At 64.4% G+C, this 24696-nt stretch carries 22 protein-coding genes; 18 read left to right on the top strand and 4 right to left on the bottom strand.

Annotated elements, in window-relative coordinates:
• The first annotated feature begins 175 nt into the window (after nucleotides 1-175).
• The 6 genes from N5B55_RS21045 (at nucleotide 176) to N5B55_RS21020 (ending at nucleotide 5720) form a co-directional block, all read left to right on the top strand.
• A complete protein-coding gene (locus N5B55_RS21045; RefSeq protein ID WP_154207635.1) occupies nucleotides 176-985 on the top strand; it encodes a polysaccharide lyase family 7 protein in 810 nt (269 codons plus the stop codon).
• A gap of 388 nt (nucleotides 986-1373) precedes the next feature.
• Nucleotides 1374-2966: an MFS transporter gene (locus N5B55_RS21040; RefSeq protein ID WP_304539940.1), complete on the top strand. Its 1593-nt coding sequence runs from the start codon at nucleotides 1374-1376 to the stop codon at nucleotides 2964-2966.
• 70 nt (nucleotides 2967-3036) lie between these two features.
• Entirely contained in the window at nucleotides 3037-3531 is a 495-nt protein-coding gene (locus tag N5B55_RS21035; RefSeq protein ID WP_304539939.1) for a MarR family winged helix-turn-helix transcriptional regulator, read from the top strand.
• A gap of 29 nt (nucleotides 3532-3560) precedes the next feature.
• Complete coding sequence (locus N5B55_RS21030; protein WP_304539938.1) at nucleotides 3561-4532, top strand: magnesium and cobalt transport protein CorA; 972 nt, start codon at nucleotides 3561-3563, stop codon at nucleotides 4530-4532.
• Between the two features lie 10 nt (nucleotides 4533-4542).
• Complete coding sequence (locus N5B55_RS21025) at nucleotides 4543-5100, top strand: DNA-3-methyladenine glycosylase I (protein WP_304539937.1); 558 nt, start codon at nucleotides 4543-4545, stop codon at nucleotides 5098-5100.
• Nucleotides 5101-5174: 74 nt separating this feature from the next.
• Nucleotides 5175-5720 carry an NADPH-dependent FMN reductase gene (locus tag N5B55_RS21020; RefSeq protein ID WP_304539936.1) on the top strand — a complete coding sequence of 182 codons (546 nt, stop codon included), beginning with the start codon at nucleotides 5175-5177 and terminating at the stop codon, nucleotides 5718-5720.
• A 22-nt stretch (nucleotides 5721-5742) separates the two neighbouring features.
• On the opposite strand, the gene N5B55_RS21015 is transcribed toward N5B55_RS21020, so the two are convergent.
• Both N5B55_RS21015 and N5B55_RS21010 read right to left on the bottom strand, forming a co-directional pair.
• Nucleotides 5743-6969: a CynX/NimT family MFS transporter gene (locus N5B55_RS21015; RefSeq protein WP_304539935.1), complete on the bottom strand. Its 1227-nt coding sequence runs from the start codon at nucleotides 6967-6969 to the stop codon at nucleotides 5743-5745.
• 91 nt (nucleotides 6970-7060) lie between these two features.
• On the bottom strand, nucleotides 7061-7942 hold the full coding sequence (locus tag N5B55_RS21010) for a Rossmann-like and DUF2520 domain-containing protein (protein WP_304539934.1): 882 nt from the start codon (nucleotides 7940-7942) through the stop codon (nucleotides 7061-7063).
• A 180-nt stretch (nucleotides 7943-8122) separates the two neighbouring features.
• On the opposite strand from N5B55_RS21010, the gene yddG reads away from it, so the two are divergent.
• The 9 genes from yddG (at nucleotide 8123) to N5B55_RS20965 (ending at nucleotide 18278) form a co-directional block, all read left to right on the top strand.
• Complete coding sequence (gene yddG / locus N5B55_RS21005) at nucleotides 8123-9043, top strand: aromatic amino acid DMT transporter YddG (protein ID WP_304539933.1); 921 nt, start codon at nucleotides 8123-8125, stop codon at nucleotides 9041-9043.
• A 173-nt stretch (nucleotides 9044-9216) separates the two neighbouring features.
• The gene (locus N5B55_RS21000) at nucleotides 9217-9372 is read left to right on the top strand and encodes a DUF3309 family protein (RefSeq protein WP_004634893.1); all 156 of its coding nucleotides are present in this window, start codon (nucleotides 9217-9219) and stop codon (nucleotides 9370-9372) included.
• Between the two features lie 141 nt (nucleotides 9373-9513).
• Nucleotides 9514-11073, top strand: coding sequence for an efflux transporter outer membrane subunit (locus N5B55_RS20995; protein ID WP_304539932.1), 1560 nt, complete (start codon nucleotides 9514-9516; stop codon nucleotides 11071-11073).
• A complete protein-coding gene (locus tag N5B55_RS20990; RefSeq protein ID WP_304539931.1) occupies nucleotides 11070-12221 on the top strand; it encodes an efflux RND transporter periplasmic adaptor subunit in 1152 nt (383 codons plus the stop codon). The genes N5B55_RS20995 and N5B55_RS20990 overlap by 4 nt, the downstream gene beginning before the upstream one ends.
• Nucleotides 12218-15313 (top strand): efflux RND transporter permease subunit, encoded by a 3096-nt coding sequence (locus N5B55_RS20985; RefSeq protein WP_304539930.1) that lies wholly within the window; start codon nucleotides 12218-12220, stop codon nucleotides 15311-15313. The genes N5B55_RS20990 and N5B55_RS20985 overlap by 4 nt, the downstream gene beginning before the upstream one ends.
• A 48-nt stretch (nucleotides 15314-15361) precedes the next feature.
• Nucleotides 15362-16132 (top strand): crotonase/enoyl-CoA hydratase family protein, encoded by a 771-nt coding sequence (locus tag N5B55_RS20980; RefSeq protein WP_304539929.1) that lies wholly within the window; start codon nucleotides 15362-15364, stop codon nucleotides 16130-16132.
• A 385-nt stretch (nucleotides 16133-16517) separates the two neighbouring features.
• Nucleotides 16518-17201, top strand: a complete 684-nt coding sequence (locus N5B55_RS20975; protein WP_304539928.1) for a CsgG/HfaB family protein — start codon at nucleotides 16518-16520, stop codon at nucleotides 17199-17201.
• A gap of 49 nt (nucleotides 17202-17250) precedes the next feature.
• A complete protein-coding gene (locus N5B55_RS20970; RefSeq protein ID WP_004634880.1) occupies nucleotides 17251-17616 on the top strand; it encodes a DUF4810 domain-containing protein in 366 nt (121 codons plus the stop codon).
• Nucleotides 17616-18278 carry a DUF799 domain-containing protein gene (locus N5B55_RS20965; RefSeq protein WP_004634877.1) on the top strand — a complete coding sequence of 221 codons (663 nt, stop codon included), beginning with the start codon at nucleotides 17616-17618 and terminating at the stop codon, nucleotides 18276-18278. Before N5B55_RS20970 ends, N5B55_RS20965 begins: the two co-directional genes overlap by 1 nt.
• Nucleotides 18279-18351: 73 nt before the next feature.
• On the opposite strand, the gene metE is transcribed toward N5B55_RS20965, so the two are convergent.
• Complete coding sequence (gene metE, locus N5B55_RS20960; RefSeq protein WP_304539927.1) at nucleotides 18352-20682, bottom strand: 5-methyltetrahydropteroyltriglutamate--homocysteine S-methyltransferase; 2331 nt, start codon at nucleotides 20680-20682, stop codon at nucleotides 18352-18354.
• Between the two features lie 124 nt (nucleotides 20683-20806).
• Here metE and N5B55_RS20955 point away from each other — a divergent pair, with 124 nt between their 5' ends.
• Nucleotides 20807-21724, top strand: coding sequence for a LysR family transcriptional regulator (locus N5B55_RS20955; protein WP_178960825.1), 918 nt, complete (start codon nucleotides 20807-20809; stop codon nucleotides 21722-21724).
• On the opposite strand, the gene N5B55_RS20950 is transcribed toward N5B55_RS20955, so the two are convergent.
• Nucleotides 21725-22645, bottom strand: coding sequence for a LysR family transcriptional regulator (locus N5B55_RS20950; RefSeq protein ID WP_304539926.1), 921 nt, complete (start codon nucleotides 22643-22645; stop codon nucleotides 21725-21727).
• Between the two features lie 113 nt (nucleotides 22646-22758).
• Here N5B55_RS20950 and N5B55_RS20945 point away from each other — a divergent pair, with 113 nt between their 5' ends.
• Together N5B55_RS20945 and N5B55_RS20940 are read left to right on the top strand one after the other, a co-directional pair.
• Nucleotides 22759-23916: an acyl-CoA dehydrogenase family protein gene (locus N5B55_RS20945; RefSeq protein WP_304539925.1), complete on the top strand. Its 1158-nt coding sequence runs from the start codon at nucleotides 22759-22761 to the stop codon at nucleotides 23914-23916.
• A 104-nt stretch (nucleotides 23917-24020) separates the two neighbouring features.
• The gene (locus tag N5B55_RS20940; RefSeq protein WP_304539924.1) at nucleotides 24021-24659 is read left to right on the top strand and encodes an FMN-binding negative transcriptional regulator; all 639 of its coding nucleotides are present in this window, start codon (nucleotides 24021-24023) and stop codon (nucleotides 24657-24659) included.
• Nucleotides 24660-24696 lie beyond the last annotated feature (37 nt).

Here is a 24696-nt window from a genome sequence, read left to right as displayed (position 1 = left end):
CGGATGGAGGTCAGCTGGCATAAAGGCTTATGCCTTGTAAATTGTGAGAAAGATCCTCAAAAGAGAAAAAAATTACCTGTTGCAGGAAAACGTTTCCTATCGTAGCCTCCCGGCCAATGACCTATCGAGAGCAGCCCAACGAGATTTCAACCAGCAGCACAAACGAGGAGACGAGATGAAACATCGAATGGTGATTTGCCTGACGGCAGCCCTGGTGAGCAGCGTGCTCTCGGCATGCGGCGGCGGGGAGGACAGCGCGCTGTCCGTGCAGGGTCGAACCCTCCAGAAGATGGCCAGCGCGGCGGCCCCTGCAGTCAGCTTCAGTGACCCTCCCGGATCGAACTTCGACCTGACGCCTTTCACGCTGCAGTTGCCAACCGGCTCCTCCGGCAAGATCACCACGGTCAGTGGCTCCGACCTCGCGGCGGGCTACACCGACCCGACCTACTTCTACACGGACAGCACGGACGGCTCGATGGTCATGATGGACCCGACCCAGGGTTGGACGACCTCCGGCTCCCGACATCCGCGCACGGAACTGCGCGAGAACGCCATCTGGGACACCTCGGGTACAAATAAGCTGAACGCCACGGTTGCCGTTACGCAAGTGCCGGATCACACCGCGATCGGCCAGATTTTCCAGGGCACCGGTCCTAGCAAGCCACTGTGCGAGCTTCAGGTGAACTCGAGCGGAGGCGTCCAACTCCTGCTTGAAGACACCAACCAGGGCGGCAGCGCGACGATCTATCCGATTGCCACCGTGCCGGTCGGCAGCACGTTCGACTATGAACTGAGCCTCAGCGGCAGCACCATCACGGTCACCGTCAACGGCACGGTCAGCACCTTCACGATGGATTCAAGCTTCGAGGGGGAGAGCTTCTACTTCAAGGCCGGCAACTACGATCAGACTGCCGTATCGGGCCCGCCACTGACAACGCCGGGCACCGTGGTCAAGTTCTACGCGTTGACGCTGACGCACGAGTAAGCAGATCGTTCTCGCGACTGTCATCCCCAAGGCCCAGCGCAACATCGTTGGGCCTGGGCGTACAAAGCGAGCCGATGCTGTCACCCTCAGAAGCCTCGTTAGAGCAGCGGCCCCTCTAGCAAGGGGCTTGAGCGCTTTCTCGTTCAACTGGTCCCACTGATGGAAGTCAACGGCGCGCCGCGAATCACTTGCGCGTCGTAGATGTACGGCCCGGACGGCGTCATGTGCGGGGAGCAGTGCTCCATGCGTCTCAGGAAGGCGGACGGCACAGGCAAGTCGAGCGGGCATTATTTCCCGATCAACTGAAAGCAAGCCCTCGAGTCTTTCGCTACAATATTCGTTGACTCATCAATCGTTGATTTAGCATTTGTCTTGCCGCCCTCCCGCCATGGCCGTCCACACCGCGCTCCCGCACTCTCATACCCAGATCCTGCCGTTCAAGGAATCGCTCTTGGCGATGATCGGCATTTGCTTTGTCGTCGTGCTGGTGGCGTTCGACCAGACGGTGGTGGGCACGGCGCTGCCGACGGTGGTGGCTGAGCTCAAAGGCTTCGAGCTGTACGCGTGGGTGGCGACGTCGTACCTGTTGACCTCGGTGGTGACGGTGCCGATCTTCGGGCGTCTTGGCGACTTCTACGGGCGCAAGCCGTTCGTCATTGCCTCCATCGTGGTCTTCACGCTGGCGTCGGTCATGTGCGGCATGGCGGGCAGCATGACGTTTCTGGTGTGGTCCAGGGCGCTGCAGGGCATTGGCGGCGGCATGCTGGTCGGCACGGCTTACGCATGTATTCCCGATCTCTTTCCCGATGCGCGGGTACGTTTGCGCTGGCAGGTGATGCTGAGCGCGTCGTTTGGTATTGCCAACGCCATCGGCCCCACGCTCGGTGGGTGGATGACGCAGGCGTTCGGCTGGCGGTCGGTGTTTTACGTGAACATTCCGTTTGGCGTGCTGGGGCTGTGGTTCGCCTGGCGCTTCTTGCCGCATCTGCGCCAGAACGTGCACACCGGCCGTATCCGGCTGGATTGGCAGGGCGCGGTGCTCATCACGGTGGCGCTGGGCGCGTTGCAATTGTTTGTGGAATGGCTGCCGCGACATGGCCTGTCGCCGGCCTTGTTCGGCTGGCTGGTGCTGTCGGCCGCGGCGTTCGTGGCGCTGTGGTGGTGGGAGCAGCGCGCGGAGCAACCCCTGCTGCCGTTCGACATGCTGCGCAACCCGGCGCTGGCTGCGCTGTTCATGTTGGCGTTGCTGTCGGGTTTTTCCATGTTTGCGGTGTTGTTCTACGCACCGTTGCTGTTCCAGGGCGGGTTTGGCATGTCACCGCAGGAAGCCGGCCTGGTGATCACGCCGCTGGTGGTCTGCATCACGCTGGGCAGCATCATCAACGGACGTCTCGTCACGCGCATTCCCAAGCCCAACGCCATGCTGTATGCCGGCTTTGCGCTGCTGACGGTGGCGGTGGGGGGCATGTCAGTGTCGTTCCCGGGCATGTCGCATGTGGTACTGACGCTTCTGATGCTGCTGGCAGGGTTGGGGCTCGGCTTCGTGCTGCCCAATCTGACCGTGTTTGCGCAGCAGACGGCTGGCCGCTCGCACCTGGGCATTGCCACGGCGCTGCTCCAATCGCTGCGAATGGTGGGCGGCATGGTGGGCACGGCGCTGGTCGGCACGCTGGTGAGCGAGCGCTATGCCTCGGGCGTTGCCACTGCGCTGAGCGCCGACAGCGCGACGCAGTGGCTGCATCAGCTTGCCGATCCTGAAATTCTCATCGATCATGAGGCGCAAGCCGCCTTGCTCTCGCAGTTGCATGCTGCCGGCCACGACGGTGCGGCGCTGCTCGAAGCCGCCCGGCATGTGCTGGTCAGTGCCATCCACATCGGCCTGATCGTGGCAACGGTGGTGGCGCTGATTGGCCTCTGGTATGTGCGCCGTGTGCCGCCCGTGGTGCTGCACCATGTCGAGCCCGTGCAACATTCGGAATAGGCGCCAGATAGGCGAGAACAAGCCGGAGCGGTTAGGATGCGCGGTTTCCCAGCAATCTCAGCCCTGATCGATGACCTCTGAACGCGAACGCTTCGCCGTCATGCACCAGTTTGGGCGCACCTATCGTGCGTTCATGGCCGCTTTCGAGGCGCATGTCGGCCAGCCGATGCCGCGCTGGCGGATCTTACTGGCGCTGCACGACAACACCGGCGGCGGCATGGCTCAGAAGCAGCTCGCCGAGCGCCTGCAGATGGACCCTGGCGCGCTCACCCGCCAGCTCAAGGTGCTCGAGCAGCTCGGCTGGATCGAACGCGTAACGGACGCACGCGACAACCGTCTGACCAACGTGTCGCTGTCAGACGCCGGCTTGGCCGTCGTGCTTGACTGCATGCCGCGCCGCATCGCCTTCATCAATGCCACGCTCGACGGGCTGCCGGACGATCTCATGCACGCGCTGTCCGAAGCGCTGGCGCAAATTGAAACACGCCTGGCAGAAGTGCCGGCGCCGGCCGCCGCGGCCTCCGCCTCCGATATCAAGACGGCAGATCAGCCCGCAGACCGCTAATGCGCGCCGAATGCGTTCCGGAGACAACCATGTCCATGGTGATCAACAGCGCGCTGTACCGCAATGGCAAGCGCGAGCGTGACCTTTCCGTCGAGGCCATCAGCGACGTGCTGCACACGCCGGGCTCCTTTGTCTGGCTGGGACTGCATGAGCCCGACAATGCGATGCTCGACCGCGTGCAGGAGGAATTCGACCTGCACGATCTCGCCATTGAAGACGCGCGCAATGCCCACCAGCGGCCCAAGCTGGAGGTCTACGGCGACGTGCTCTTCATCGTGTTGAACACCGCGCAGATGGAAAACGGTAACGTCGTCTTTGGCGAGACGCACCTGTTTGTCGGTCGGGACTTTCTTGTCTCGGTGCGGCATGGGCCGTCGGCGTCGTATTCGCCGGTGCGCGAGCGTTGCGAGCGCACGCCGCAATTGCTGGCCAAGGGCGCGCCGTTTGCGCTGTACGCGGTGATGGACTTCGTGGTCGACAACTATCAGCCCGTGCTGGAACGCCTGCAGGAAGAGTTCGAGCAGATCGAAAGCCAGATCTTTGGCGACACGTTCGATCGCGCGGCCATCGAGCGGCTTTATACGCTCAAGCGCCAGCTTCTGCGCCTGCGCAACGCCGCACTGCCCGTGGAAGACATCGCCGGTCAGCTTGTGCGCCTGCATGAAGACGTGGTCCCCAAAGAACTGCGCGCATATTTTCGCGATATTGCCGACCATGCGCACCGTGCGGTGGGCGCACTCGATGTGATTCGCGAAATGCTGACCACGGCCATCTCCGTAAATGTGGCGCTGGTGTCGGTCACGCAGAACGACATCGTGAAGCGCCTGGCCGGTTGGGGCGCTATTCTGGCTATTCCGACCGTGGTGTTCAGCAACTACGGCATGAACTTCAAGGGCATGCCGGAGCTGGAGCATCCGGCGGGGTATCCCATCGTGCTGGCGTGCACGGCCACTGCTTGCGTGTGGCTGTATCGCAAGCTGCGCAAATCGGGCTGGATCTAGGAGACAAGAGATGGCGCGTTGCTGCTGGGCGGGCGAAGACCCGCTGATGATCGCGTATCACGACACCGAATGGGGCGTGCCGTCACACGATGATCGTCACCTCTACGAGATGATGATCCTGGAAGGTGCGCAGGCCGGGCTGTCGTGGCAGACCATCCTTCGCAAGCGGGCGCGCTATCAGGAAGTGTTCGAAGGGTTTGACGCGGCACGCGTGGCACGCTTCACGCCGGCACGTATCGAAAAGCTGCTCGCCGATCCGGGCATCGTGCGCAATCGGGCCAAGGTAGAAGGTGCCGTCATCAACGCGAGGAAGGTGCTGGAGCTTCAGGAAGAAATGGGTTCGCTCGATGCTTTCCTGTGGTCGTTTGTCGATGGCAAGACCATCGTCAACCGTTGGGAGAGCTACCGCGACGCTCCCGCCGCGACCGATGCGTCCAAGGCGATGAGCAAGGCGCTCATCAAGCGCGGTTTCAAGTTTGTCGGCCCGACCATCTGCTACGCCTTCATGCAGGCCACCGGCATGGTGGATGACCACGAAGCCGGGTGTTTTCGCGCCGGCAAGGTGTAACGCGTAAGGCCTCTTTTTGATCGGGCGAATGTCCGTTATTCTCGCCAGTCCCAACATTGACGGAGTCGTTCTTCATGTCGCTGAATTTTCTCGGCATTGCCGGTAGCCTGCGCCGCAAATCCACCAACCAGGGCCTGCTGCGCGCAGCATCCAGCCGCCTGCCCGCCGGCGTGGAGATGGACCTGGCCGACCTGACGGATATTCCGTTCTACAACGCCGACATGACGGAAAAGCCCGCTTCGGTGGTGCGCGTACTCGAACAGATCGGGCGCGCCGATGCGCTGGTGCTGGCTTGTCCTGAATACAACTACTCGCTAGCGCCGGCGCTGAAGAACATTCTGGATTGGGCCTCGCGCGAGCCCAACAACGCGTTGCTGGCCGGCAAGCCGGTCGCGATCCTGGGTGCAGGCGGCGGCATGGGCACGTCGCGCGCGCAGTACCACCTGCGTCAGGTCTGCGTGTTTCTCGACCTGCATCCGCTGAACAAGCCGGAAGTATTCGCCAACGCATTTGCCGGCGGCTTCACCGCTGATGGCGATCTGACGGACGAGCGCATCGCCGGGCTGATCACCGAGCAGATGCAGGCGCTGGCCAACTGGACGTTGAAGCACAAGGCTTGAAAAAAACCTTGCCGTAGATGACTCACTCGCCGGCGTGCAGCGTGCGGTTGCGCCCGGCGAGCGAGCCTGCCACAAGGGAGGCCAGCGCAATCGCGCTGAACAGCCAGCCCATCACGGCCCAACTGCCGGTTAGATCGTGCAGCACCCCCATGAGATACGGCCCGGCCGCCGCCATGGTGTAGCCAATGCCCTGCGTCATGGCCGACAGGCTTGCCGCCACGCGCACGTCGGCGGAGCGCAGCACAATCAGCGACAGCGCCACGCTGAAATTGCCGCCCTGGCCGAGTCCCAACAAGACCGCCCACCACCACAGCGTCGACAGCGGCGCATACAGACAGCCCATCAGGCCGGCCCAGCACATCAGCATCATCAAGATCACGGCGGGGCGTTGGTCGCGGCCGAGCCGCGCCACAAAGGGTCCACCCAGTGCGGTGATGAGCTGCACGAGAATCGACACCGCGACGACCACGCCGGACTGAACGGCTGACAGCCCGCGGTCTTGCAGGATCACGGGCAGCCAGCCGAACACGCAATACGCCAGCGACGATTGGAGCCCCATATGGAGCGTCACCTGCCAGGCGATCGGCTTGTTCCATAGAGAAACACGCTGCAGCCGGGTGGCCGCGCCCTTGCCGTGCGCATGCCGCATGTGCGGCCACCAGCCCACAAAGGCCAGCAGCGCCGGCAGGGCCCAGAACGCCAACGCAGGCTGCCAGCCGCCCAGCCATGCCGAAAGCGGAGCGCTTGCCCCGGCCGCCACCGCCGCACCAAAGCACAGCGCCATGGTGTAGACGCCCGTCATCAGGTCAGCCTGGCGGCCGAAATCGCGCTTGACGATGCCCGGCAACAGAATGCCCGTCACGCCAATGCAGGCGCCTGCAGCCAGCGTCCCGATGAAGAGCGGTACGACGCCACCCGCACTGCGCAACGCAATGCCTGCCGCCAACGCAATCAGCAAGCCACCCACGGCGCGTTCTGCGCCAAACCGGCGAGCCAGCACGGCGGCGGCCGGCGCAAATAGGCCCAGGCATAGCACCGGCAGCGTTGTCAGCAACCCCGCCGTCGCGCCCGATAACCCCGTGCCCGCCGCCACCTGCTTGAGCACGGGCGACAGGCTCGACAGCGCTGGACGCAGGTTCACGCCCACCAGCACCAGCCCGACAACGAGCAGGATCAGCGCTCCGGACGAACGGCGATCTGCAGCGTCATGCGTGACAGGAGAGGGCGAAGCGTGTGGACGTTGGGACATGGCAGAACAGGCGTGCGAGCAAGCTGCCGATTGTAGGGCGTGCGCCGGTTTGGTGCATGCGCGCCATCCGATACCAATCACGCCGACTCCGTCATTGCGTAGGATTCAGGCGCGCAGCGAGGCCGGCCAGTACGTCTGCGGAAGGTGTGCCGCGTTCGGCCGCCAATGCCAGCGCACGCCGTGTGAGCGCTGTGTAAAGCGCGGCGTGATCCGCGCCCAGTGCATCAAGCGCTTGCAGATGTTTGTTGATGACGCCGCTGTCTCCGCGCGAGACCGGGCCTGCCAGAGCGCCAGCCAGGCCACGTGCGCGGGCCGCCGCCAGCGTGCCGTCCACCAGCGGCCACATGGCCGCCACGGCGGCATCACGGTCGATGCCTGCCGCCTCCCACAACGTGGCAGCTTCGTGGAGTGCGCACAGCAAAAAGCTGGCCGCGTAGTTGGCGCCTGCGTGATACACGGCGCGTTGCCCGGCACGCACCTTCAACGGCGTGCAGCCGAGCCGCAGTGCAAAGCTGGCGAGTGCCGCGTCGTGCGGCGCATCGGCGTCAATGGCGATGGAGGCGCCGCCCAGCCGTTCGGCATCGTCCGGCAAGCCGGCAAACAGAAACAGCGGGTGAAAACTGGCGGTGTCTGCCCCGGCGTGGCGAGCGGCGTCCAGCAAGTCGCGTTCGCCGGCACCGCTGCAGTGGAGTACGAGTTGGCCGGGTCGCCAGCGCACGTGGTTGACCACGCCCGGAATAGCGTCATCCGGCACGGTCACGAACACCCAGTCGGCGGCATCCGCCACGCCTTGCGGGTCGGCCGCCTTGGCGCCGGTAGCGTGCGCAAGCCACGCGGCGGGTGCGCTTGAACGGTTGGCAACCGCCACGGTACGCACGCCTGCGCCGTGGGCCCGCATGGCCAATGCCCGCGCCAGCCGGCCCGCGCCAATCCAGCCCACCGAAACCGGCGTTTCGATTGCAAAAGACGTCATGGCTAATCCCGATTTTTCATGGTCCGCATCTTATAGCGAAGCCACATCGATAGACCGGGATGCAGCAGTCGGCCGATCGGGCGATGCCGCCGGTACACTGCACGCTTTTGCCGGCAGCGTTGATGCCGGGCCTAAGCAAGCGGTTTTCTCCAGGTGGACATGTCAGTGCAGGCAGGCGTTATGCAAAGCAAAAGTAGGGCAACCCTCATCGGTCTCATCGCAGTGCTGCTGTGGAGTTCGATCGTCGGATTGATCCGGGGTGTGAGCCAGCATTTGGGCGCCGTCGGTGGCGCTGCCATGATCTATACGGTCGCGTCGGGGCTGCTGGTATTCACCGTCGGTTTCAATCAGTTGAAGACGTTTCCGCGGCGCTACCTGCTGTGGGGCAGCCTGTTGTTCGTGTCCTACGAGCTGTGCCTGTCGCTGTCGATCGGCTATGCCAACAGCGGGCGGCAGGCGATTGAAGTCGGAATGGTCAACTACCTGTGGCCGACATTCACGATGCTGTCCGCGATTGCCTTCAACAAGCAGCGGGCAAACGCTCTGATCGTGCCCGGTGTGCTGATCTCCATCCTGGGGATCTGCTTCGTGCTCGGCGGTGAGCAGGGGCTGGACATCGCCGGCATGGCGGAGAACGTCAAGGACAACCCGCTCAGCTACGGATTGGCGTTCACGGGCGCGGTGATCTGGGCGGCGTATTGCACCGTCACCAGCCGGATTGCCGCAGGCAAAAACGGCGCGACGCTGTTTTTCATCCTGACCGCGCTGGCCCTGTGGATCAAGTTTTTCGCCACGGGCGGCGGCGCGATGCACTTCAGCGTGTCCGCGTTGATCTATCTTGCGTTGGCCGCGTCGGCAATGGGGTTTGGCTACGCAGCGTGGAACGTCGGCATTTTGCACGGCAACGTCACGGTATTGGCGGGCGCGTCGTATTTCATCCCGGTGTTTTCCGCGGCCCTGGCAGCGGCGCTGCTGCATGCCCCGCTATCCCTTACCTTCTGGCAGGGGGCGGCGATGGTGGTGGCGGGGTCGATCCTGTGCTGGCTTGCGACGCGCGGCGGTCGCGCCAAGACGTTGCCTTCGCCCAAGTCGTCCACCTGACGCAACAACGGGCACATCGGGAAACTGCCACCCTCACCCATTTCGCAATTAACCGCCAGGAAATAAAAAAAACCGCAGAGCGAGCCTGCATGGGAACGGGGCGTGCTAGATGCCGTGTAAGCCGCAGCGCCACGACGGAACGGCGGCATACCAACACAGAAACAGGAGGCATCATGTTGAGCACCATCCTCATCATCGTTCTCATCTTGCTGCTGATCGGCGCACTGCCGTCGTGGCCGTACAGCCGGGGTTGGGGCTACGGGCCAACGGGCGGCCTTGGGCTGATCGTGGTGATCGTGGTCATTCTTGTACTGCTGGGCTATATCTGACGCCGAGGCCAACATCGGCGCGCGCGGTTCTGAGCATCGCCTGACCGGTCGCAGAGGGTTGGCCGACCACCGTAGCGGGGCAGGTGTCTTGCGGACGCTTGACTGGGCATAATCCCAGCTGCGTTCCGAAGGACACTTCCCATGAAGACAGGTCGACACGCCGGCAGCCGCGCGCCCGGCAGTTGCGCCCAATCTGCGCCGCTGGTGCTGGCTTTGTTGCTGGCAGGCTGCGCAGTCGGGCCCGACTACCACACGCCGCCACTGAGCGGCACCGAAGCTCCGCAAGGCTGGCATGCCACGCTGCCACACCACGGCAGCCGCATGGCGCTGGCGCACTGGTGGGAGCAGTTCCACGATCCCGTACTTACCCAGCTTGTTGAGCAAGCCGATGCGACCAGCCCGACGATTGCGCAGGCGGTAGGTCGCGTGCGTGAGGCGCGGGCGAGTGTTTCGACCAGCCGCGCGGCGCTGCTCCCGCAATTGAAGGGCTCTGGCTCTGCTACGCGGCAGGGCGGATTTGGCGGCAGCCAATTTGCCGGCGGCGCAGGCGGGCTTTCTGCCGGCGCGCTCAATCCGACGCTGGGGCTGGGCACGATCACCACGCTGGGGGCGCAGGCTGATGCGTCGTGGGAGATCGACCTCTTCGGCGGCAAACGCCGCAGCCTGGAAGGTGCCGATGCGCGGTTGACGGCTAGCGAAGCCGATTGGCACGACGCGCGCGTATCGTTGGCGGCTGAGGTCGCCAATACCTACTTGCAGCAGCGCGAATGCGAGGCACTGGTCGACATCGGCGCGGCAACGCTGTCGTCCCGGCAGGAAACGCTGCAGCTGACTGAACGGAAATTCCGCGCGGGCTTTGTCGCGCCCGCCGATTTTGCCCAAGCGCAAGCCACGGTGGGTGATGCCGTCAATGCGCTGGAAGGCCAGCGCGCGCAATGTGCGCAAGGCATCGACAAGCTCGTCGCGCTCACCGGCCTGGACCACGATGCGCTGAACGGACTGCTGTCCAAGGCGAGCGCGCAGATTCCGGCACCGCCCGATCCCGGCGTGCCCGATGTGCCTGCGCAGGTGCTGTCGCAACGTCCGGATGTGTCGTCGGCCGAGCGCGCGGTGGCGGGTGCCAGCGCTGATGTTGGTGTGGCAGTCGCCAGCCGGTTGCCATCGATTACGCTGGCCGGCTCCATTGGCATCAATTCTTACCGCCTTGGCGGGCAATCTTTGACAAGCAAGTCCTGGTCGTTCGGGCCCTCGGTGTCGTTACCGATTTTTGACGCCGGCGCGGGAGCGGCGCGCGTGGAAACGGCACGCGCCCGTTACGACCAGGCGCTGGCCAGCTATCGCAGCAAGGTACGCCAGGCGGTGCAGGAAGTGGAAGATGCGCTGGTGCGCCTGGACGCTTCCGAGCGCCGCGTCGACGCCGCTGCGATGGCCGATGCCCAATATGCAAAGGTGCTGGAAGCGTCCAACGCCCGCTATCGTCTGGGGGCGGGCAGCCTGCTGCAGTTGGAAGACGTGCGGCGCACTGCGTTGCAGGCTTCGCAGTCCCTGGCGGCCGTCAAGCTCGAACGCGCGCAAGCCTGGGTCGCACTGTACAAGGCCGTCGGCGGCGGCTGGCGCGACGATGCGCCCAATCCTTATCCCGATCACAAGACCTCTGCACCGACCGCTCAGGGCCGGACGCATACCGGAAGCGCTTCATGACAGGACAACGAGTTTGGATGGCCGCGCTGGCCGTGATGCTGGCCGGCGCGCTGACGGCCTGCGGCAAATCTGCGCCCGAGAACAAGAAGAACGAGCAGACGCCTGCCAAGCCGGCGCTGGCTGTCAACGTTGCGCATCTCGCGCAGCAGATATGGCCGCGCGTCGCCACGGCCAGCGGTGCGGTGCAGCCGTGGCAGGAAGCCAGCATCGGCGCCGAGGTGAACGGGCTGAAGCTGGCGGAGGTGCTCGTCAATGTGGGCGATGTGGTCAAGCAAGGGCAACTGCTTGCCCGTCTTTCGGATGAAACCGTGCGTGCCGATGTAGCTGCGCAACGCGCCAGCCTGGCCGAAGCCGAGGCATCGGCCGCGCAAGCCGCCGGCGAGGCGCACCGCGCGCATGAACTCGACAAGAGCGGTGCGATCAGCCAACAGGATCTGATCCAGTACGACACGCAGGCCAAGACCGCCGCTGCCAAGCTGGCCGCAGCACGCGCCCAGTTCGAGAGTCAGCAGTTGCGCTTGCGTTACACCCGCGTGGTTGCACCTGACGACGGCGTGATCAGCGCACGAACGGCGACCGTGGGCGCCGTGGTGTCGTCCGGCACCGAACTTTTCAAGTTGATCCGCAAGAACCGCCTGGAATGGCGCGCTGAAATGCACGGCGACGTCCTGCCCCGCATTCAGCCCGGCCAGGTCGCGCGCCTGCGCCGCATGGATGGCGGCGTGGTGAACGGCCGGGTGCGCCAGGTCGCCCCCACGGTCGACGCCAACACGCGCAATGGTCTCGTCTACGTTGATCTGCCGCCGGAAGCTGCAACGTCCGGCGTGAAGGCAGGCATGTATCTGTCGGGCGATGTGCTGCTGGGCGATGCGCCGGCCGCGACGTTGCCGGAGACCGCCGTGTTCTCGCGCGATGGGTACGACTACATGATGGTGATCGGCGAGCAGGGCCGCGTGCGGCAGACCAAGGTGACGGTTGGCCGCCGCCAGGATGGGCAAGTCGAAATCGTGCAGGGCATTGGCGCGAAGGACGGCGTTGTGGCTGCAGGCGCCGCCTTCCTGACCGATGGCGATGTGGTGCGTGTGGCGGCCCCCGGTGCAGCCTCCATGCCCGCTGCGTCGGCCCCCGCAGCCGGAGCCAAGCCATGAATTTTTCCGCCTGGGCAATTCGCAAGCCGATTCCTTCGATCCTGCTGTTCATCCTGATCACGGTGGCGGGGTTGGTGTCGTTCAAGATGCTGTCGATCCAGAATTTTCCGGACATCGACTTTCCCGCGGTCTCCGTGACGGCCAGCCTGCCGGGCGCCACGCCCACGCAGATGGAAACCGAAGTCACGCGCAAGATCGAAGACAGCATTGCCAGCATCGGCGCGATCAAGCACATCACGTCCACCATCAACGACGGCAGTTCGACCACGATGGTCGAGTTCCAGCTCGAGAAGGATGTGCAGGAAGCCGTGAATGACGTGCGCGATGCGGTCAGCCGTATCCGCGCGCAGCTGCCATCGGACGTGCAGGAACCGGTCATCTCGCGCGTGACGTTCGCGAGCATGCCCGTGCTGACGTACGCCGTGGAATCGACCGACATGGACGCGGAGGATCTCTCCTGGTTTGTCGATAACACGGTCAACAAGCGTCTGCTGTCGGTGCATGGCGTGGCCAAGGTCACGCGCCAGGGCGGTGTCGACCGCGAAGTGCGCGTGCAGCTTGACCCCGTGCGCCTGCAGGCGTTGAACGTGTCGGCGGCGGATATCAGCGCGCAAGTGCGCGGCATGCAGCAGGAAGCGCCGGGTGGGCGCGGCAACATCGGCGGGCAGGAGCAGGCCGTGCGCACGCTCGGCACAGTGAAGAGCGCGCGCGAACTGGCGCAGATGGACATCCCGTTGTCCGACGGCCGGCGCATTCGTCTGGCAGACGTCGCAGACGTGCGCGACACCGCGGCCGAGCCACGCCAGATGGCGCTGTTCGACGGCAAGCCCGTGGTCAGCTTCCAAGTGTTCCGCTCACGCGGCGCAAGCGAAATCTCGGTCGCCAAGGGCGTGCGCGAGGCGCTGGCCGCACTGCAGGCCGAACGGCCCAACGTGCATGTGACCGAGGTCTACAACATGGTCAAGCCGGTGTCGGATGCGTACACCGCTTCGATGCATGCACTGTACGAAGGCGCCATCCTGGCCGTGATCGTGGTATGGCTGTTCCTGCGCGATTGGCGTGCCACGTTCGTGTCGGCCGTGGCATTGCCGCTGTCGATCATCCCGACGTTCGCGGCCATGCAGTTGCTCGACTTCACGCTCAACGGGATCACTCTGCTGGCGCTCACGCTGGTGGTCGGGATTCTGGTCGACGACGCGATCGTGGAGGTTGAGAACATCGTGCGCCACCTGCGCAACGGCAAGAAGCCGCTGGAGGCCGCGATGGAAGCGGCGCAGGAAATTGGCCTCGCCGTGGTGGCGACATCGCTCACACTCGTGGCGGTGTTTCTGCCGACGGCGTTCATGGGCGGTATCTCGGGCAAGTTCTTCAAACAGTTCGGATGGACAGCCTCGCTGGCGGTGCTGGCCTCGCTGCTGGTGGCGCGGCTGCTCACGCCCATGATGGCGGCTTATATGCTCAAGCCGCAGGACGAGCCCAACCGTGACGGCTGGGTCATGACCCGCTATCTGCAGGCGGCACGCTGGTGTCTCGAGCATCCGTGGAAGACAGGCGGCATGGCCGCAGCGTTCTTCGTCGTGTCGGTTGCCATCATCGGGCTGATTCCTGCAACGTTCCTGCCACCCGAAGACTGGGCGCAGCTGCAGATGACGGTGGAAAGTCCGCCCGGCAGCACGATCGCCCAAACGCGCGACAACACCGAGCGCGTGCGCAAGATCGTGATGCAGCACAAGGAAGTCCGTCACGTCTATACGGCCATCGGCTCGGGCGTGATGGCCGGTGTGCCGGGCTCCAGCGGGGGAGAGGTGCGCACCGGCACGCTCACGATCTCGCTCACCGACAGGCATGACCGGCACATCAAGCAGCAGGGCGTTCAACGGCAGTTGCGCGAAATGCTGGAAGGCGTGCCGGGCGTGCGGATCTCGTTCGGCGCGGTGGGCTCCGGCGAGCAACTGCAGGTGGTGCTTGCCGGCGACGACCCGGCCACGCTTCAGCAAGCCGCACGAGATGTGATGCGTGATCTGCGTACCGTCCCGGGGCTCGGCGCGGTCACGTCGTCGGCGAGTCTGCTACGGCCCGAAATCGTCATCCGCCCCGACTTTGCGCGCGCGGCGCAGCAAGGCGTAACCGCTGCCGCCATCGGCCAGGCCGTGCGCGTGGCCACCGCCGGCGACTACGACGTCAACCTGCCCAAGCTGAACCTGCCCGAGCGTCAGGTGTACATCCGCGTTGAACTCGATCCGAAGGCACGTAACCAGATCGACACGATCCGGCAGTTGCGCGTGCCGGGCCGCAACGGGGCGGTGCCGCTGGAAAACATCGCCGATATTTCCATCGGCAGCGGCCCCGCGCAGATCGACCGGTATGACCGCAGCCGCAACGTCACCATCAGCGTGGGGCTGGAGGGGCGCGCGCTCGGCGATACCAACATGGCCGTGGAAGCGCTGCCGTCCATCAAGAATCTGCCGCCAGGCGTGCGCCGCATTGCCTCGGGCGATGTGGAGGGCATGCAGGAGCTGTTCAGCAGCTTCTTCCTCGCCATGTTTGCGGGGGTGCTGTGCGTGTATGCGGTGCTGGTGCTGCTGTTCCACGACTTCACGCAGCCGGTGACGATCCTGGCGGCGCTGCCGCTGTCGGTGGGTGGCGCGTTCGGGCTATTGGCGCTGTTCGGTTTCAGCTTGTCGTTGCCTGCGTTGATCGGCTTGCTGATGCTGATGGGCATCGTCACCAAGAACTCGATCCTGCTGGTCGAATACGCCATCGTTGCGCGGCGCGATCTCGGCATGTCGCGCACCGAGGCGATCATCGACGCCTGCCACAAGCGTGCCCGCCCCATCGTCATGACCACAGTGGCCATGACGGCCGGCATGGTGCCGATGGCGCTCGGCCTGGAGGGCGATGCCGGCTTCCGTGCACCGATGGCGGTGGCGGTGATCGGTGGCCTGCTGACGTCTACACTGCTGAGCCTGCTCGTGGTGCCGGTGGTGTTCGAGAAGGTCGACGACTTCAAGGAGTGGGCGCTGCGCAAGTTCCGCGGTGCTCGCCATCACGGGCACTGTGCCGAGGCCGCGTCGGAGCACGGCCTGCGCTAGGTGTAGCATCGGGCGGACCGTCAACGTACCGCGCTGTGGAGACCGCCCATGCCCGATGCCGTGCTGTTCCAGACCGATGGCCCGGTCTGCACCATCCTGCTCAATCGGCCCGAGTGCCGCAACGCGGTGGACGGTCCGACCGCCGCGGCGCTGCTCGACGCGTTCGAGCGTTTCGAAGCCGATAGCGCGCTACGCGTTGCCGTGCTGGGCGGCACCGGTGGCCACTTCTGTGCCGGCGCCGATCTGACGGCCGTGGGCGATCCTTCCAGACGCAATCATCTCGATCCTGACGGCGGCATGCCCGGCCCGATGGGCCCTTCGCGCATGGCGCTGTCCAAGCCGCTCATTGCTGCGGTAAGCGGCTATGCCGTGGCGGGCGGGCTGGAACTTGCGTTGTTGGCCGACCTGCGCGTCATGGAGGGCGACGCCGTGTTTGGCGTGTTCTGCCGCCGCTGGGGCGTGCCGCTTATCGACGGTGGTACGGTGCGCTTGCCGCGCATCATCGGCATGGGTCGCGCACTGGACATGATCCTGACCGGCCGTGCCGTGCCCGCTGACGAGGCGCTCGACATAGGGCTTGCAAATCGCGTGGTCGGCCCCGGCGAAGCGCTGGCCGCGGCGCAGAAGCTCGCCCGAGACATCGCCGCGTTTCCGCAGCAATGCATGCTGGCCGATCGCGCGTCGGCGTATGCGCAGTGGGATTTGCCATTGGCGGCAGCGCTGCAGCAGGAGGGCGCTCGAGGCACGCCGATGGTGTTTGCCGAAGGGGTGGGAGGCGCCGCGCGATTTGTGGGCGGCGCTGGGCGGCATGGCGAATAACCGAATTGCGCGCCGAGCGGGTTTTTGCCTCTAAAAAGTCAACCCGAAATCCGAGGGGGCTTTGAGTTGACCGATTGCTGCTTTCATCAATGGCATCAGCCGTTACAATTCTCGCTTTCCTGAAAATAATGGACGCAATGACGTCCAGATAATGCAAGGGTGGTGTGGGAGTTTCGTCGCGACATACAGCGTCGCCAACGCTGTCGGCGCGCGCATCCGCGATGGCGTTGCCTGTCGCGCGGAGCGTTGCGGGCCGATCCAAAATTTCCTCTGTTTTCCATCAAGCGCGGGTCATCCCGTGCCGATAGTGCCTGGGCGCTTTGCGTGAGTGCTCGAAATAATATTTTAGAAAATCAGATTTAAGTATTTTTAAGGGAGAAGTCGAATGAATCAAACCTCGAAATTGATGATTGCCGGCGCCGCAGCGGTGGCACTCGGCATGCTCGGCGGCTGCGCGACCGAATCGTCGCAGGCGCTGCCGGTTGCCAAGGTGGAAAGCGCAAGCCGCCCATACGCTGGCGTGCGGGCCCCGATTGCCGTGGGCAAATTCGATAACCGCTCCGCGTACATGCGCGGGGTGTTCTCGGATGGCGTGGACCGTCTGGGCGGCCAGGCCAAGACCATTCTGATCACGCATCTGCAGCAGACGAACCGCTTCTCGGTGCTCGACCGCGACAACATGGCCGAGATCAAGCAGGAAGCCGCCATCAAGAACACCGCGCAGAAACTGAAGGGCGCCGACTACGTCATCACCGGCGATGTGACCGAGTTCGGCCGCAAGGAAACAGGCGATCAGCAACTGTTTGGCATCCTCGGCCGCGGCAAGGAGCAGGTCGCCTACGCCAAGGTCGCGCTGAACGTGGTGAACATCTCGACGTCGGAAGTCGTGTATTCGGTGGGCGGCGCGGGTGAGTACAAGCTGTCGAACCGTGAAGTGATCGGCTTTGGCGGAACGGCCAGCTACGACTCGACGCTCAACGGCAAGGTGCTGGACCTGGCTATGCGTGAAGCGGTGAACAACCTGGTCAACGGCATCGAAAGCGGTGCGTGGAAGCCGGGCGCGCAATAAGCGCAGACGCAGTCAAAACGAAAACACGAAATAAGGGGTAACAACTGTCATGAGCAAGGTGTTTGCGATGTGGCGCGTGGCGGCCGGCGTGGCCGTCGGGAGTGCAATGCTGGCCGGTTGCGCCGGCCCCAAGCCGCTGTACCAGTGGGAAGGCTACCAACCGCAGGTGTATCAGTACTTCAAGGGTGAGGCGAAGGAAGCCCAGGTGGCTGAACTCGAGCGCGGCCTGGAGAAGATCAAGGCGACGAATGGCGCCGTGCCGCCGGGCTATCACGCCCAACTGGGCATGCTGTATTCGGGCCTCGGCAAGGACGACCAGATGGTCCAGGAATTCAATACCGAGAAGGCACTGTTTCCGGAGTCGGCAACGTACATCGATTTCCTGATGAAGAACGTGAAGAAGGGGACCAACTGATGGCCAAGCGCTTTCTGAAACTGTTTGCCGCGGCCGGCGTGGTGACCCTGATGGCGGGTTGTGCTGTGCCGACCAAGAACGTCGACTATGCAGCCTTCAAGGCCAGCAAGCCGCGTTCGATCGTGGTGCTGCCGCCGCTGAATGAATCGCCAGACGTGGGTGCCACCTACGGCATGCTGTCGCAAGTGACGGTGCCGCTGGCAGAGGCGGGTTATTACGTACTGCCGGTCGCGCTGGTGGATGAAACCTTCCGCCAGAACGGCCTGAACACCGCAGGAGACATCCACGGCGTGCCGGTGGCCAAGCTGCATGACATCTTCGGTGCAGATGCGGCGCTGTACATCACGGTCACGCAGTACGGCAGCAAGTACATGGTGGTGAGCAGCTCCACCGTCGTGTCGGCCGATGCCAAGCTGGTCGACCTGAAGAGCGGGCAGACGCTCTGGACGGGTCGCGCAAGCGCGTCCAACAACGAAGGCGGAAACAACTCGGGTGGCGGCCTGATCGGCATGCTGGTGTCGGCGGCCGTCAACCAGATCATCGCCAACGTCACCGACCAGGGCTACAAAGTGGCCGGTACGACCAGCGCGCGCCTGCTGTCGGCCGGGCAACCGGGCGGGCTGCTGTATGGTCCGCGCTCGCCGAAGTACGGCACGGACTAAGCTGCCGTCTGCCGCAAGAAAAAACGCCAACCAGCGCAAGCCGGTTGGCGTTTTTATTTGGTGCTATCGACTTTTAAGCCGTCGCACCTTCGTCCTGCGTCGCCTTGCTGCCCGCATGCAGCGCCTTGGCATGCTTGGCGCGCAAGCGGCGCGTGGCTTCCACCATGCCTTGCAGTGCCGCTTCCACTTCCGGCCAGCCGCGCGTTTTCAGGCCGCAGTCGGGATTCACCCACAGGCGTTGCACCGGCACAACCTGCGCGGCCTTGTCGAGCAGCGCTTCCATCTCTTCGACACGCGGCACGCGCGGCGAATGGATGTCGTACACGCCCGGCCCAATCTCGTTCGGGTATGCAAATTCGCCAAACGCGTCGAGCAGTTCCATGTTTGAACGCGAGGTCTCGATGGTGATTACGTCGGCATCCATTGACGCGATGGCCGGCAGGATGTCGTTGAACTCCGAATAGCACATGTGCGTGTGGATCTGCGTGTCGTTGCGCACGCCGGAGGCCGATACGCGGAACGCACGCGCCGCCCACTCCAGGTAGCCCGGCACATCGGATGCGCGCAACGGCAGGCCTTCGCGGAACGCCGGTTCGTCGATCTGGATCGCGGCAATGCCGGCGGCTTCCAGGTCGCACACTTCGTCACGCAGGGCCAGGGCAATCTGCAGTGCGGTCTGCTCGCGCGGCTGGTCGTCGCGCACGAACGACCACTGCAGCATCGTCACGGGGCCGGTCAGCATGCCCTTCATCGGCTTGGCGGTCAGGCTTTGTGCGTACTTGGACCACTCGACCGTCATGGCTTCCGGGCGGTACACGTCGCCGTAGATGACGGGCGGCTTCACGCAGCGCGAGCCGTAGCTCTGCACCCAGCCGTTGGCAGTGAAAGCGTAGCCCCACAGCAGCTCGCCGAAGTATTCGACCATGTCGTTGCGCTCGGCTTCTCCGTGCACGAGCATGTCGAGGCCGAGCGCTTCCTGACGGCGCACGACGTCCGTAATCTCCGCGCGCATGCGTTGCAGGTAATCCAATGCGGGCAGTTCGCCGCGCTTGTGCAGTGCGCGCGCTTGACGAATTTCCGCTGTTTGCGGGAACGAGCCGATCGTGGTGGTCGGCAGCAGCGGCAGGTTCAGGCGGGCTTGCTGGGCTTCTGCGCGGTCGGCGTAAGGTGCTGCGCGTTCTGCGTCTTCTGCGCGGATCGCGGCGACGCGCTTCTTGACGCTCGCGTTGTGCACGCGGCGCGATTCGGCACGCGAGGCGATGGCGGCGCGGTTGTCATCGAGCGCCTGCTGCACGGCGGCGGGGCCTTCGACCAGCGCGAGCTTGAGGATCGCCAGTTCGTCCAGCTTCTGGCGCGCGAAGGCCAGCCAACCCTTGAGTTCGTCGTCGAGCTTGGTTTCGGCGGACAGGTCGACCGGCACATGCAGCAGCGAGCAGCTCGGCGCCACCCACAGCCGATCGCCAAAGGCGTCGGCCAGCGGCGCTACGCGCTCCAGCACGCGTGTGAGATCGGAGCGCCAGATGTTGCGGCCGTCGACCACGCCAACGGAGAGCACCTTGTCTGCGGGCCACGGCGCGAAGGCGCCAAGCTGTTCGGGCGCACGCACGAGGTCCAGGTGCACGCCATCGACCGGCAGGGATTTGATGAGCGCGGCGTGGTGGGACGCGGCTTCGAAGTACGTCGCCAGCAGCACCTTCGGGCCGTTGGCAGCGGCCAGCGCCTCGTAAGCGGGGCCGAATGCATCTACCCAGGCTTGCGGGAGATCCAGCACCAGCGCTGGTTCGTCGATCTGCACCCATTCCACATTCAGCGCGGCCAGGCGCTGCAGCACAGCCGCGTACGCCTGAAGCACTTGCGGCAGCAGCGCGAGCTTGTCGGTCAAGCCGTTGCGCGCCTTGGCCAGATGCAGGAACGTCACCGGCCCGATGAGCGCAACCTTCACGCGGTGCCCAGCGGCCTGTGCATCGCGCACTTCGTCGAACAGCCATTCGGTGCCGGGGCCCCATGGGCGATCGAGGAGGTCCGGCGTGAGTTCGGGCACGAGATAGTGGTAGTTGGTGTCGAACCACTTCGTCATTTCCATGGCGGCGTGGTCGGCATTGCCACGCGCAAGGACGAACGATTGCGCCAGCGTGAGCTGCGCGGCGTCAAAGCCGTAGCGCGTCGGAATGGCGCCGAGCAGGGCGGCAGTCTGCAACACCTGGTCGTACCAGGCGAAATCGCCCACGGTCACGAAGTCGAGGCCGGCCTCGCGCTGGGCAGTCCAGTGGCGCTCCCGCAGGGCGCGGCCGGTGGCTCGCAGGTCGGTTTCGGACGAGGCCCCCTTCCAGAACGATTCGAGCGCGAACTTCAGCTCGCGTTGGGCGCCGATGCGCGGGTAGCCGAGGGTATGGATGGTCGTCATGGTGGTCGCAGGAGAGGCGATTCGGTTTTCAGTCCAGCGATGATCGGCGACCCGCTTTCATGAATCAAATGATATTATTTTCGATAGCCTTGAATGAGATTCATACATCGGAAGTCGCACGAACATGCTCGAAATTCGCCATCTGCGCACGCTGATCGCCCTGGCCGACGGAGGCTCCGTCTCGCGCGCCGCCGAGCGGCTGCACCTAACGCAATCGGCGCTGTCGCATCAACTGCGCGCACTGGAGTCGCATTACGGGCTGGCAGTCGTGCGCCGCAAGGGGCAGACGGTGGAATTGACCGAAGCCGGGGAGCGCATGCTGGAACTCGCGCAAAAGGTCGTCGCCGACATCCAGGCCGCCGAGCGCGACCTTGAGCGCATCAAGGGCCGCGCGGCCGGCACGCTGCGCATCGCGCTGGAATGCCACACCTGCTTTGACTGGCTGATGCCCGTGATGGACGCCTTCCGCCAGCGCTGGCCCGAAGTGGAGATGGATCTTGTGTCGGGTTTTCACACCGATCCGCTTGCGCTGCTCAAGGACGGACGCGCCGACGTCATCATCGGCTCTGATGCCAAGATGCGGCGCGGCGTGGTGTTTGCGCCGCTGTTTCGCTTCGAGATCCTCGCCGTGCTGCCCGTCGACCACGCGCTGCGCAACAAGAAGTGGCTCGACGCGAAGGACTTTACGGACCAGACGCTCATCACGTATCCCGTGCCCGAAGAGCGCATCGATCTGATCCGCCAGGTGCTGACACCGGCCGGCATCGCATTCAACCGCCGCACGGCGGAGCTGACCATCGCCGTGCTGCAGCTCGTTGCCAGCCGCCGCGGGCTGGCCGCGCTGCCGAGCTGGGGCATCAAGAACTACGTCGATTACGAATACGTGGTGGCCAAGCGTGTCGGCAAGGAGGGCCTGTGGAGCGATCTCTACGCCGCCATGACGCGCGACTATGCGCAGGCACCTTTTGCCCAGGACTTTATCGAGACGGCCAAGTCGATTTGCTTTGCGCAGCTGCCTGGGCTGATGCCGCTGGAGGCGTGATCAGGCGCGTTCCTTCTGCGGCAGGCGCGGCAGCTTGCCTTGCAGCCCGTCCTTCAGGAAGTCCAGCAAGTGTCGCGTCGCGAGCGTCCGGTATCGACTCGGCATCGCCAGCATGTAAAGGCGGCTGCCAAACGCGCTGAACCGATATCCGGGCAGCACGCGTTTGACGTGACCGTCGCGCAGATCATCGGCTGCGGCGTAATAGGGCAGGATTCCGAGGCCATTGCCCGAACGAACGGCGGCTTGCAGGAAGAGGTAGTTGTCGGACGAGACGCCCGGGTCCAGCGTCACGAGCGTCCGTTCATCGCCCAGTTGCGCCGACAGCCGCAACGGTTGTCCGACGGCCGGCGCGCTGACGATGGTGTGATCTGCGAGCGCGTCGAGCGTTTTCGGCACGCCATGCACGGCCAGGTAGTCCGGCGCCGCGCACAGCACCCAGTCGACTTCATCGAGCAGCGTGGCGACCAGCGATTCCGGCGGGTTCGAGACAATGCGCAGTGCCACGTCCACATCCTCGCCAATCAGGTCGGACACGCGGTTGTCGAACCGCACATCCAGGCGGATATCCGGATACGACCGCTTGAACGCCACCAGCAGCGGCGACACCAGCAGATGCCCCAGCCCCGTCGGCACCGACAGCCGCACGCTGCCTTGCAGCGATTTGCCGAGCGACGAGACCAGCGCGTCGGCGGCAGCCATTTCGCGCAGGATGCTTCGGCCGTGTTCATAGATGCCGGCGCCCACCTCCGTGGGTTCCACGCGGCGCGTGGTCCGGCGCAGCAGTTGCACGCCCAGTGCGCGCTCGAACGCCTTCAACCGGTGGCTCACGTTGGAACGTGTGGTTTGCAGCCGGCGCGCCGCCGCCGACAGGTTGCCCGCATCGACGATTTCCACGAACAGCTTGAGCGCATTGAGATCCATGACCGCCCATCAGATTGGTGAATCGAATTCGACATTCTGTTGATGCCGGCGCGGATTGTCAAAGTATGCCAACCCGGTAACATCCCCCGGCATATCCCACAGGAGCAGGTGACATGGCGCTCGACGACGAATCCTTCGGCTTGCTGCAGCAATCGGTGCAGCGCTTCATCCAGGAACGGCTCGTGCCGGCGGAGAACATCCTCGAGGAAGAGGACGACGTGCCCGCCGACATCGTTGCCGACATGAAGGAGATGGGCCTCTTCGGCCTGTCGATTCCGGAAGAGTACGGTGGCATTGGCCTGGCGATGGTGCAGGAATGCGAGGTGGCGTACGACCTCGGGCACACGGCGCTGGCGTTTCGCTCGGTGTTCGGCACCAACGTCGGCATCGGCTCGCAGGGCATCCTGATGGACGGCACCGATGCGCAGAAGGCCGATTACCTGCCGCGCATCGCCAGTGGCGAACTGATCATCTCGTTTGCGCTGACGGAACCGAACGCGGGGTCGGATGCGGCGTCGCTGCAGACGCGCGCCACGCTGGACGGCGATCACTACGTCATCAACGGCACCAAGCGCTACATCACCAACGCGCCGCGCGCCGGGGCGTTCACGCTGATGGCGCGCACAGGCGGCGAAGGCGCGGCCGGCATCTCCGCCTTCATCGTGCCTGCCGACACGCCGGGCATCACGTTGGGCAAGCCTGACAAGAAGATGGGGCAGCGCGGCACCAAGACGTGCGATGTGATGCTCGACAACGTGCGGGTGCCCGCCGCCAACATCATCGGCGGCGTGGCGGGGCAGGGCTTCAAGACGGCGATGAAGGTGCTGGATCGGGGCCGTCTGCATATCTCGGCGCTGGCCTGCGGCATGGCGCATCGGCTCATCACTGACGCGGTGGCCTACGCCAAGGAGCGCAAACAGTTCGGTCAGCCCATCGCAGACTTTCAGTTGATTCAGGCCATGCTCGCCGATAGCCAGACAGAGCTGTACGCCGGCATGTCGATGGTGCGGGATTGTGCGCGCCGCTACGACGCAAAGCCCGTCGGCAAACAGGATCACGAGGTCAGCATGCTGGCCTCGTGCGCCAAGATGTTCTGTACCGAGATGGTCGGTCGCGTGGCGGATCGTGCAGTGCAGATTCACGGTGGCGCGGGCTACATTGCCGAGTACAAGGCCGAGCGCTTCTATCGCGATGTGCGCCTGTTGCGCCTGTACGAAGGCACCACGCAGATCCAGCAGCTCATCATCGCCAAGAACCTGCTGCGCGATTAGGCTGGCCCTAGCAATTCGCGTGAATCTGGCTCTGTTTTGGAGCCACGTTGTGGTTCAGAATGGGCGCTTTCCTGTTCGATTGCTCGGTCGTTGCCGGAGTCGCCATGTACATTCCCGCCCACTTTGAAGAATCGCGCCCTGACGCGCTGCACGACCTGATCGCGCAGAATCCGTTCGGGACGCTTGTCACGCATGGCGAGCATGGGTTGGATGCGAACCACATCCCGTTCTTGCTGCTGCCGGAAGAGGGCAAGCTTGGCGTGCTGCATGCCCATGTGGCGCGTGCCAACCCGGTCTGGAAAGACGTGGCGAATGGCGATGACGTGCTCGTCATCTTCCGCGCGGGCGATGCGTATATTTCACCGACGTGGTATCCGAGCAAGCACGAAGCCCACCGGCAGGTGCCGACATGGAACTACCGCGTCGCGCATGCGCATGGCCGGATCACCGTGCGTGACGACGAACGTTTTGTGCGCGGCGTCGTGGCTCGCCTGACGCGCACGCATGAGGCATCACAACCTGCGCCGTGGAAGATGTCCGACGCCCCATCGGACTACACCGACGCGCTGCTCAAGATGATCGTCGGCATCGAGATCGAGATCACGCGCATCGAAGGCAAGCTCAAGCTGAGTCAGAACAAAGAGACGCGAGATATCGTCGGCGCCGGCGAGGCGCTCAGGGCCAGCGGCGAGCGTGTGATCGGCGACGCGATGCTGGCCTGCGCTGCTGCCAAGACAGAATAAAAGGCGGAGCGGCGGACTGCTGACCCGCCGCTCCGCA

This window comes from Ralstonia pickettii (assembly GCF_030582395.1).
Taxonomy (GTDB): domain Bacteria; phylum Pseudomonadota; class Gammaproteobacteria; order Burkholderiales; family Burkholderiaceae; genus Ralstonia; species Ralstonia pickettii_D.
This window is presented reverse-complemented; position numbering and strand designations above follow the sequence as displayed.

Bases quoted from the DNA above. Each gene is read 5' to 3' on its own strand.
- N5B55_RS21045 (WP_154207635.1), top strand. From the start codon at position 176: ATGAAACATCGAATGGTGATTTGCCTGACGGCAGCCCTGGTGAGCAGC.
- N5B55_RS21040 (WP_304539940.1), top strand. From the start codon at position 1,374: ATGGCCGTCCACACCGCGCTCCCGCACTCTCATACCCAGATCCTGCCG.
- N5B55_RS21035 (WP_304539939.1), top strand. From the start codon at position 3,037: ATGACCTCTGAACGCGAACGCTTCGCCGTCATGCACCAGTTTGGGCGC.
- N5B55_RS21030 (WP_304539938.1), top strand. From the start codon at position 3,561: ATGTCCATGGTGATCAACAGCGCGCTGTACCGCAATGGCAAGCGCGAG.
- N5B55_RS21025 (WP_304539937.1), top strand. From the start codon at position 4,543: ATGGCGCGTTGCTGCTGGGCGGGCGAAGACCCGCTGATGATCGCGTAT.
- N5B55_RS21020 (WP_304539936.1), top strand. From the start codon at position 5,175: ATGTCGCTGAATTTTCTCGGCATTGCCGGTAGCCTGCGCCGCAAATCC.
- N5B55_RS21015 (WP_304539935.1), bottom strand. From the start codon at position 6,969: ATGTCCCAACGTCCACACGCTTCGCCCTCTCCTGTCACGCATGACGCT.
- N5B55_RS21010 (WP_304539934.1), bottom strand. From the start codon at position 7,942: ATGACGTCTTTTGCAATCGAAACGCCGGTTTCGGTGGGCTGGATTGGC.
- yddG (WP_304539933.1), top strand. From the start codon at position 8,123: ATGCAAAGCAAAAGTAGGGCAACCCTCATCGGTCTCATCGCAGTGCTG.
- N5B55_RS21000 (WP_004634893.1), top strand. From the start codon at position 9,217: ATGTTGAGCACCATCCTCATCATCGTTCTCATCTTGCTGCTGATCGGC.
- N5B55_RS20995 (WP_304539932.1), top strand. From the start codon at position 9,514: ATGAAGACAGGTCGACACGCCGGCAGCCGCGCGCCCGGCAGTTGCGCC.
- N5B55_RS20990 (WP_304539931.1), top strand. From the start codon at position 11,070: ATGACAGGACAACGAGTTTGGATGGCCGCGCTGGCCGTGATGCTGGCC.
- N5B55_RS20985 (WP_304539930.1), top strand. From the start codon at position 12,218: ATGAATTTTTCCGCCTGGGCAATTCGCAAGCCGATTCCTTCGATCCTG.
- N5B55_RS20980 (WP_304539929.1), top strand. From the start codon at position 15,362: ATGCCCGATGCCGTGCTGTTCCAGACCGATGGCCCGGTCTGCACCATC.
- N5B55_RS20975 (WP_304539928.1), top strand. From the start codon at position 16,518: ATGAATCAAACCTCGAAATTGATGATTGCCGGCGCCGCAGCGGTGGCA.
- N5B55_RS20970 (WP_004634880.1), top strand. From the start codon at position 17,251: ATGAGCAAGGTGTTTGCGATGTGGCGCGTGGCGGCCGGCGTGGCCGTC.
- N5B55_RS20965 (WP_004634877.1), top strand. From the start codon at position 17,616: ATGGCCAAGCGCTTTCTGAAACTGTTTGCCGCGGCCGGCGTGGTGACC.
- metE (WP_304539927.1), bottom strand. From the start codon at position 20,682: ATGACGACCATCCATACCCTCGGCTACCCGCGCATCGGCGCCCAACGC.
- N5B55_RS20955 (WP_178960825.1), top strand. From the start codon at position 20,807: ATGCTCGAAATTCGCCATCTGCGCACGCTGATCGCCCTGGCCGACGGA.
- N5B55_RS20950 (WP_304539926.1), bottom strand. From the start codon at position 22,645: ATGGATCTCAATGCGCTCAAGCTGTTCGTGGAAATCGTCGATGCGGGC.
- N5B55_RS20945 (WP_304539925.1), top strand. From the start codon at position 22,759: ATGGCGCTCGACGACGAATCCTTCGGCTTGCTGCAGCAATCGGTGCAG.
- N5B55_RS20940 (WP_304539924.1), top strand. From the start codon at position 24,021: ATGTACATTCCCGCCCACTTTGAAGAATCGCGCCCTGACGCGCTGCAC.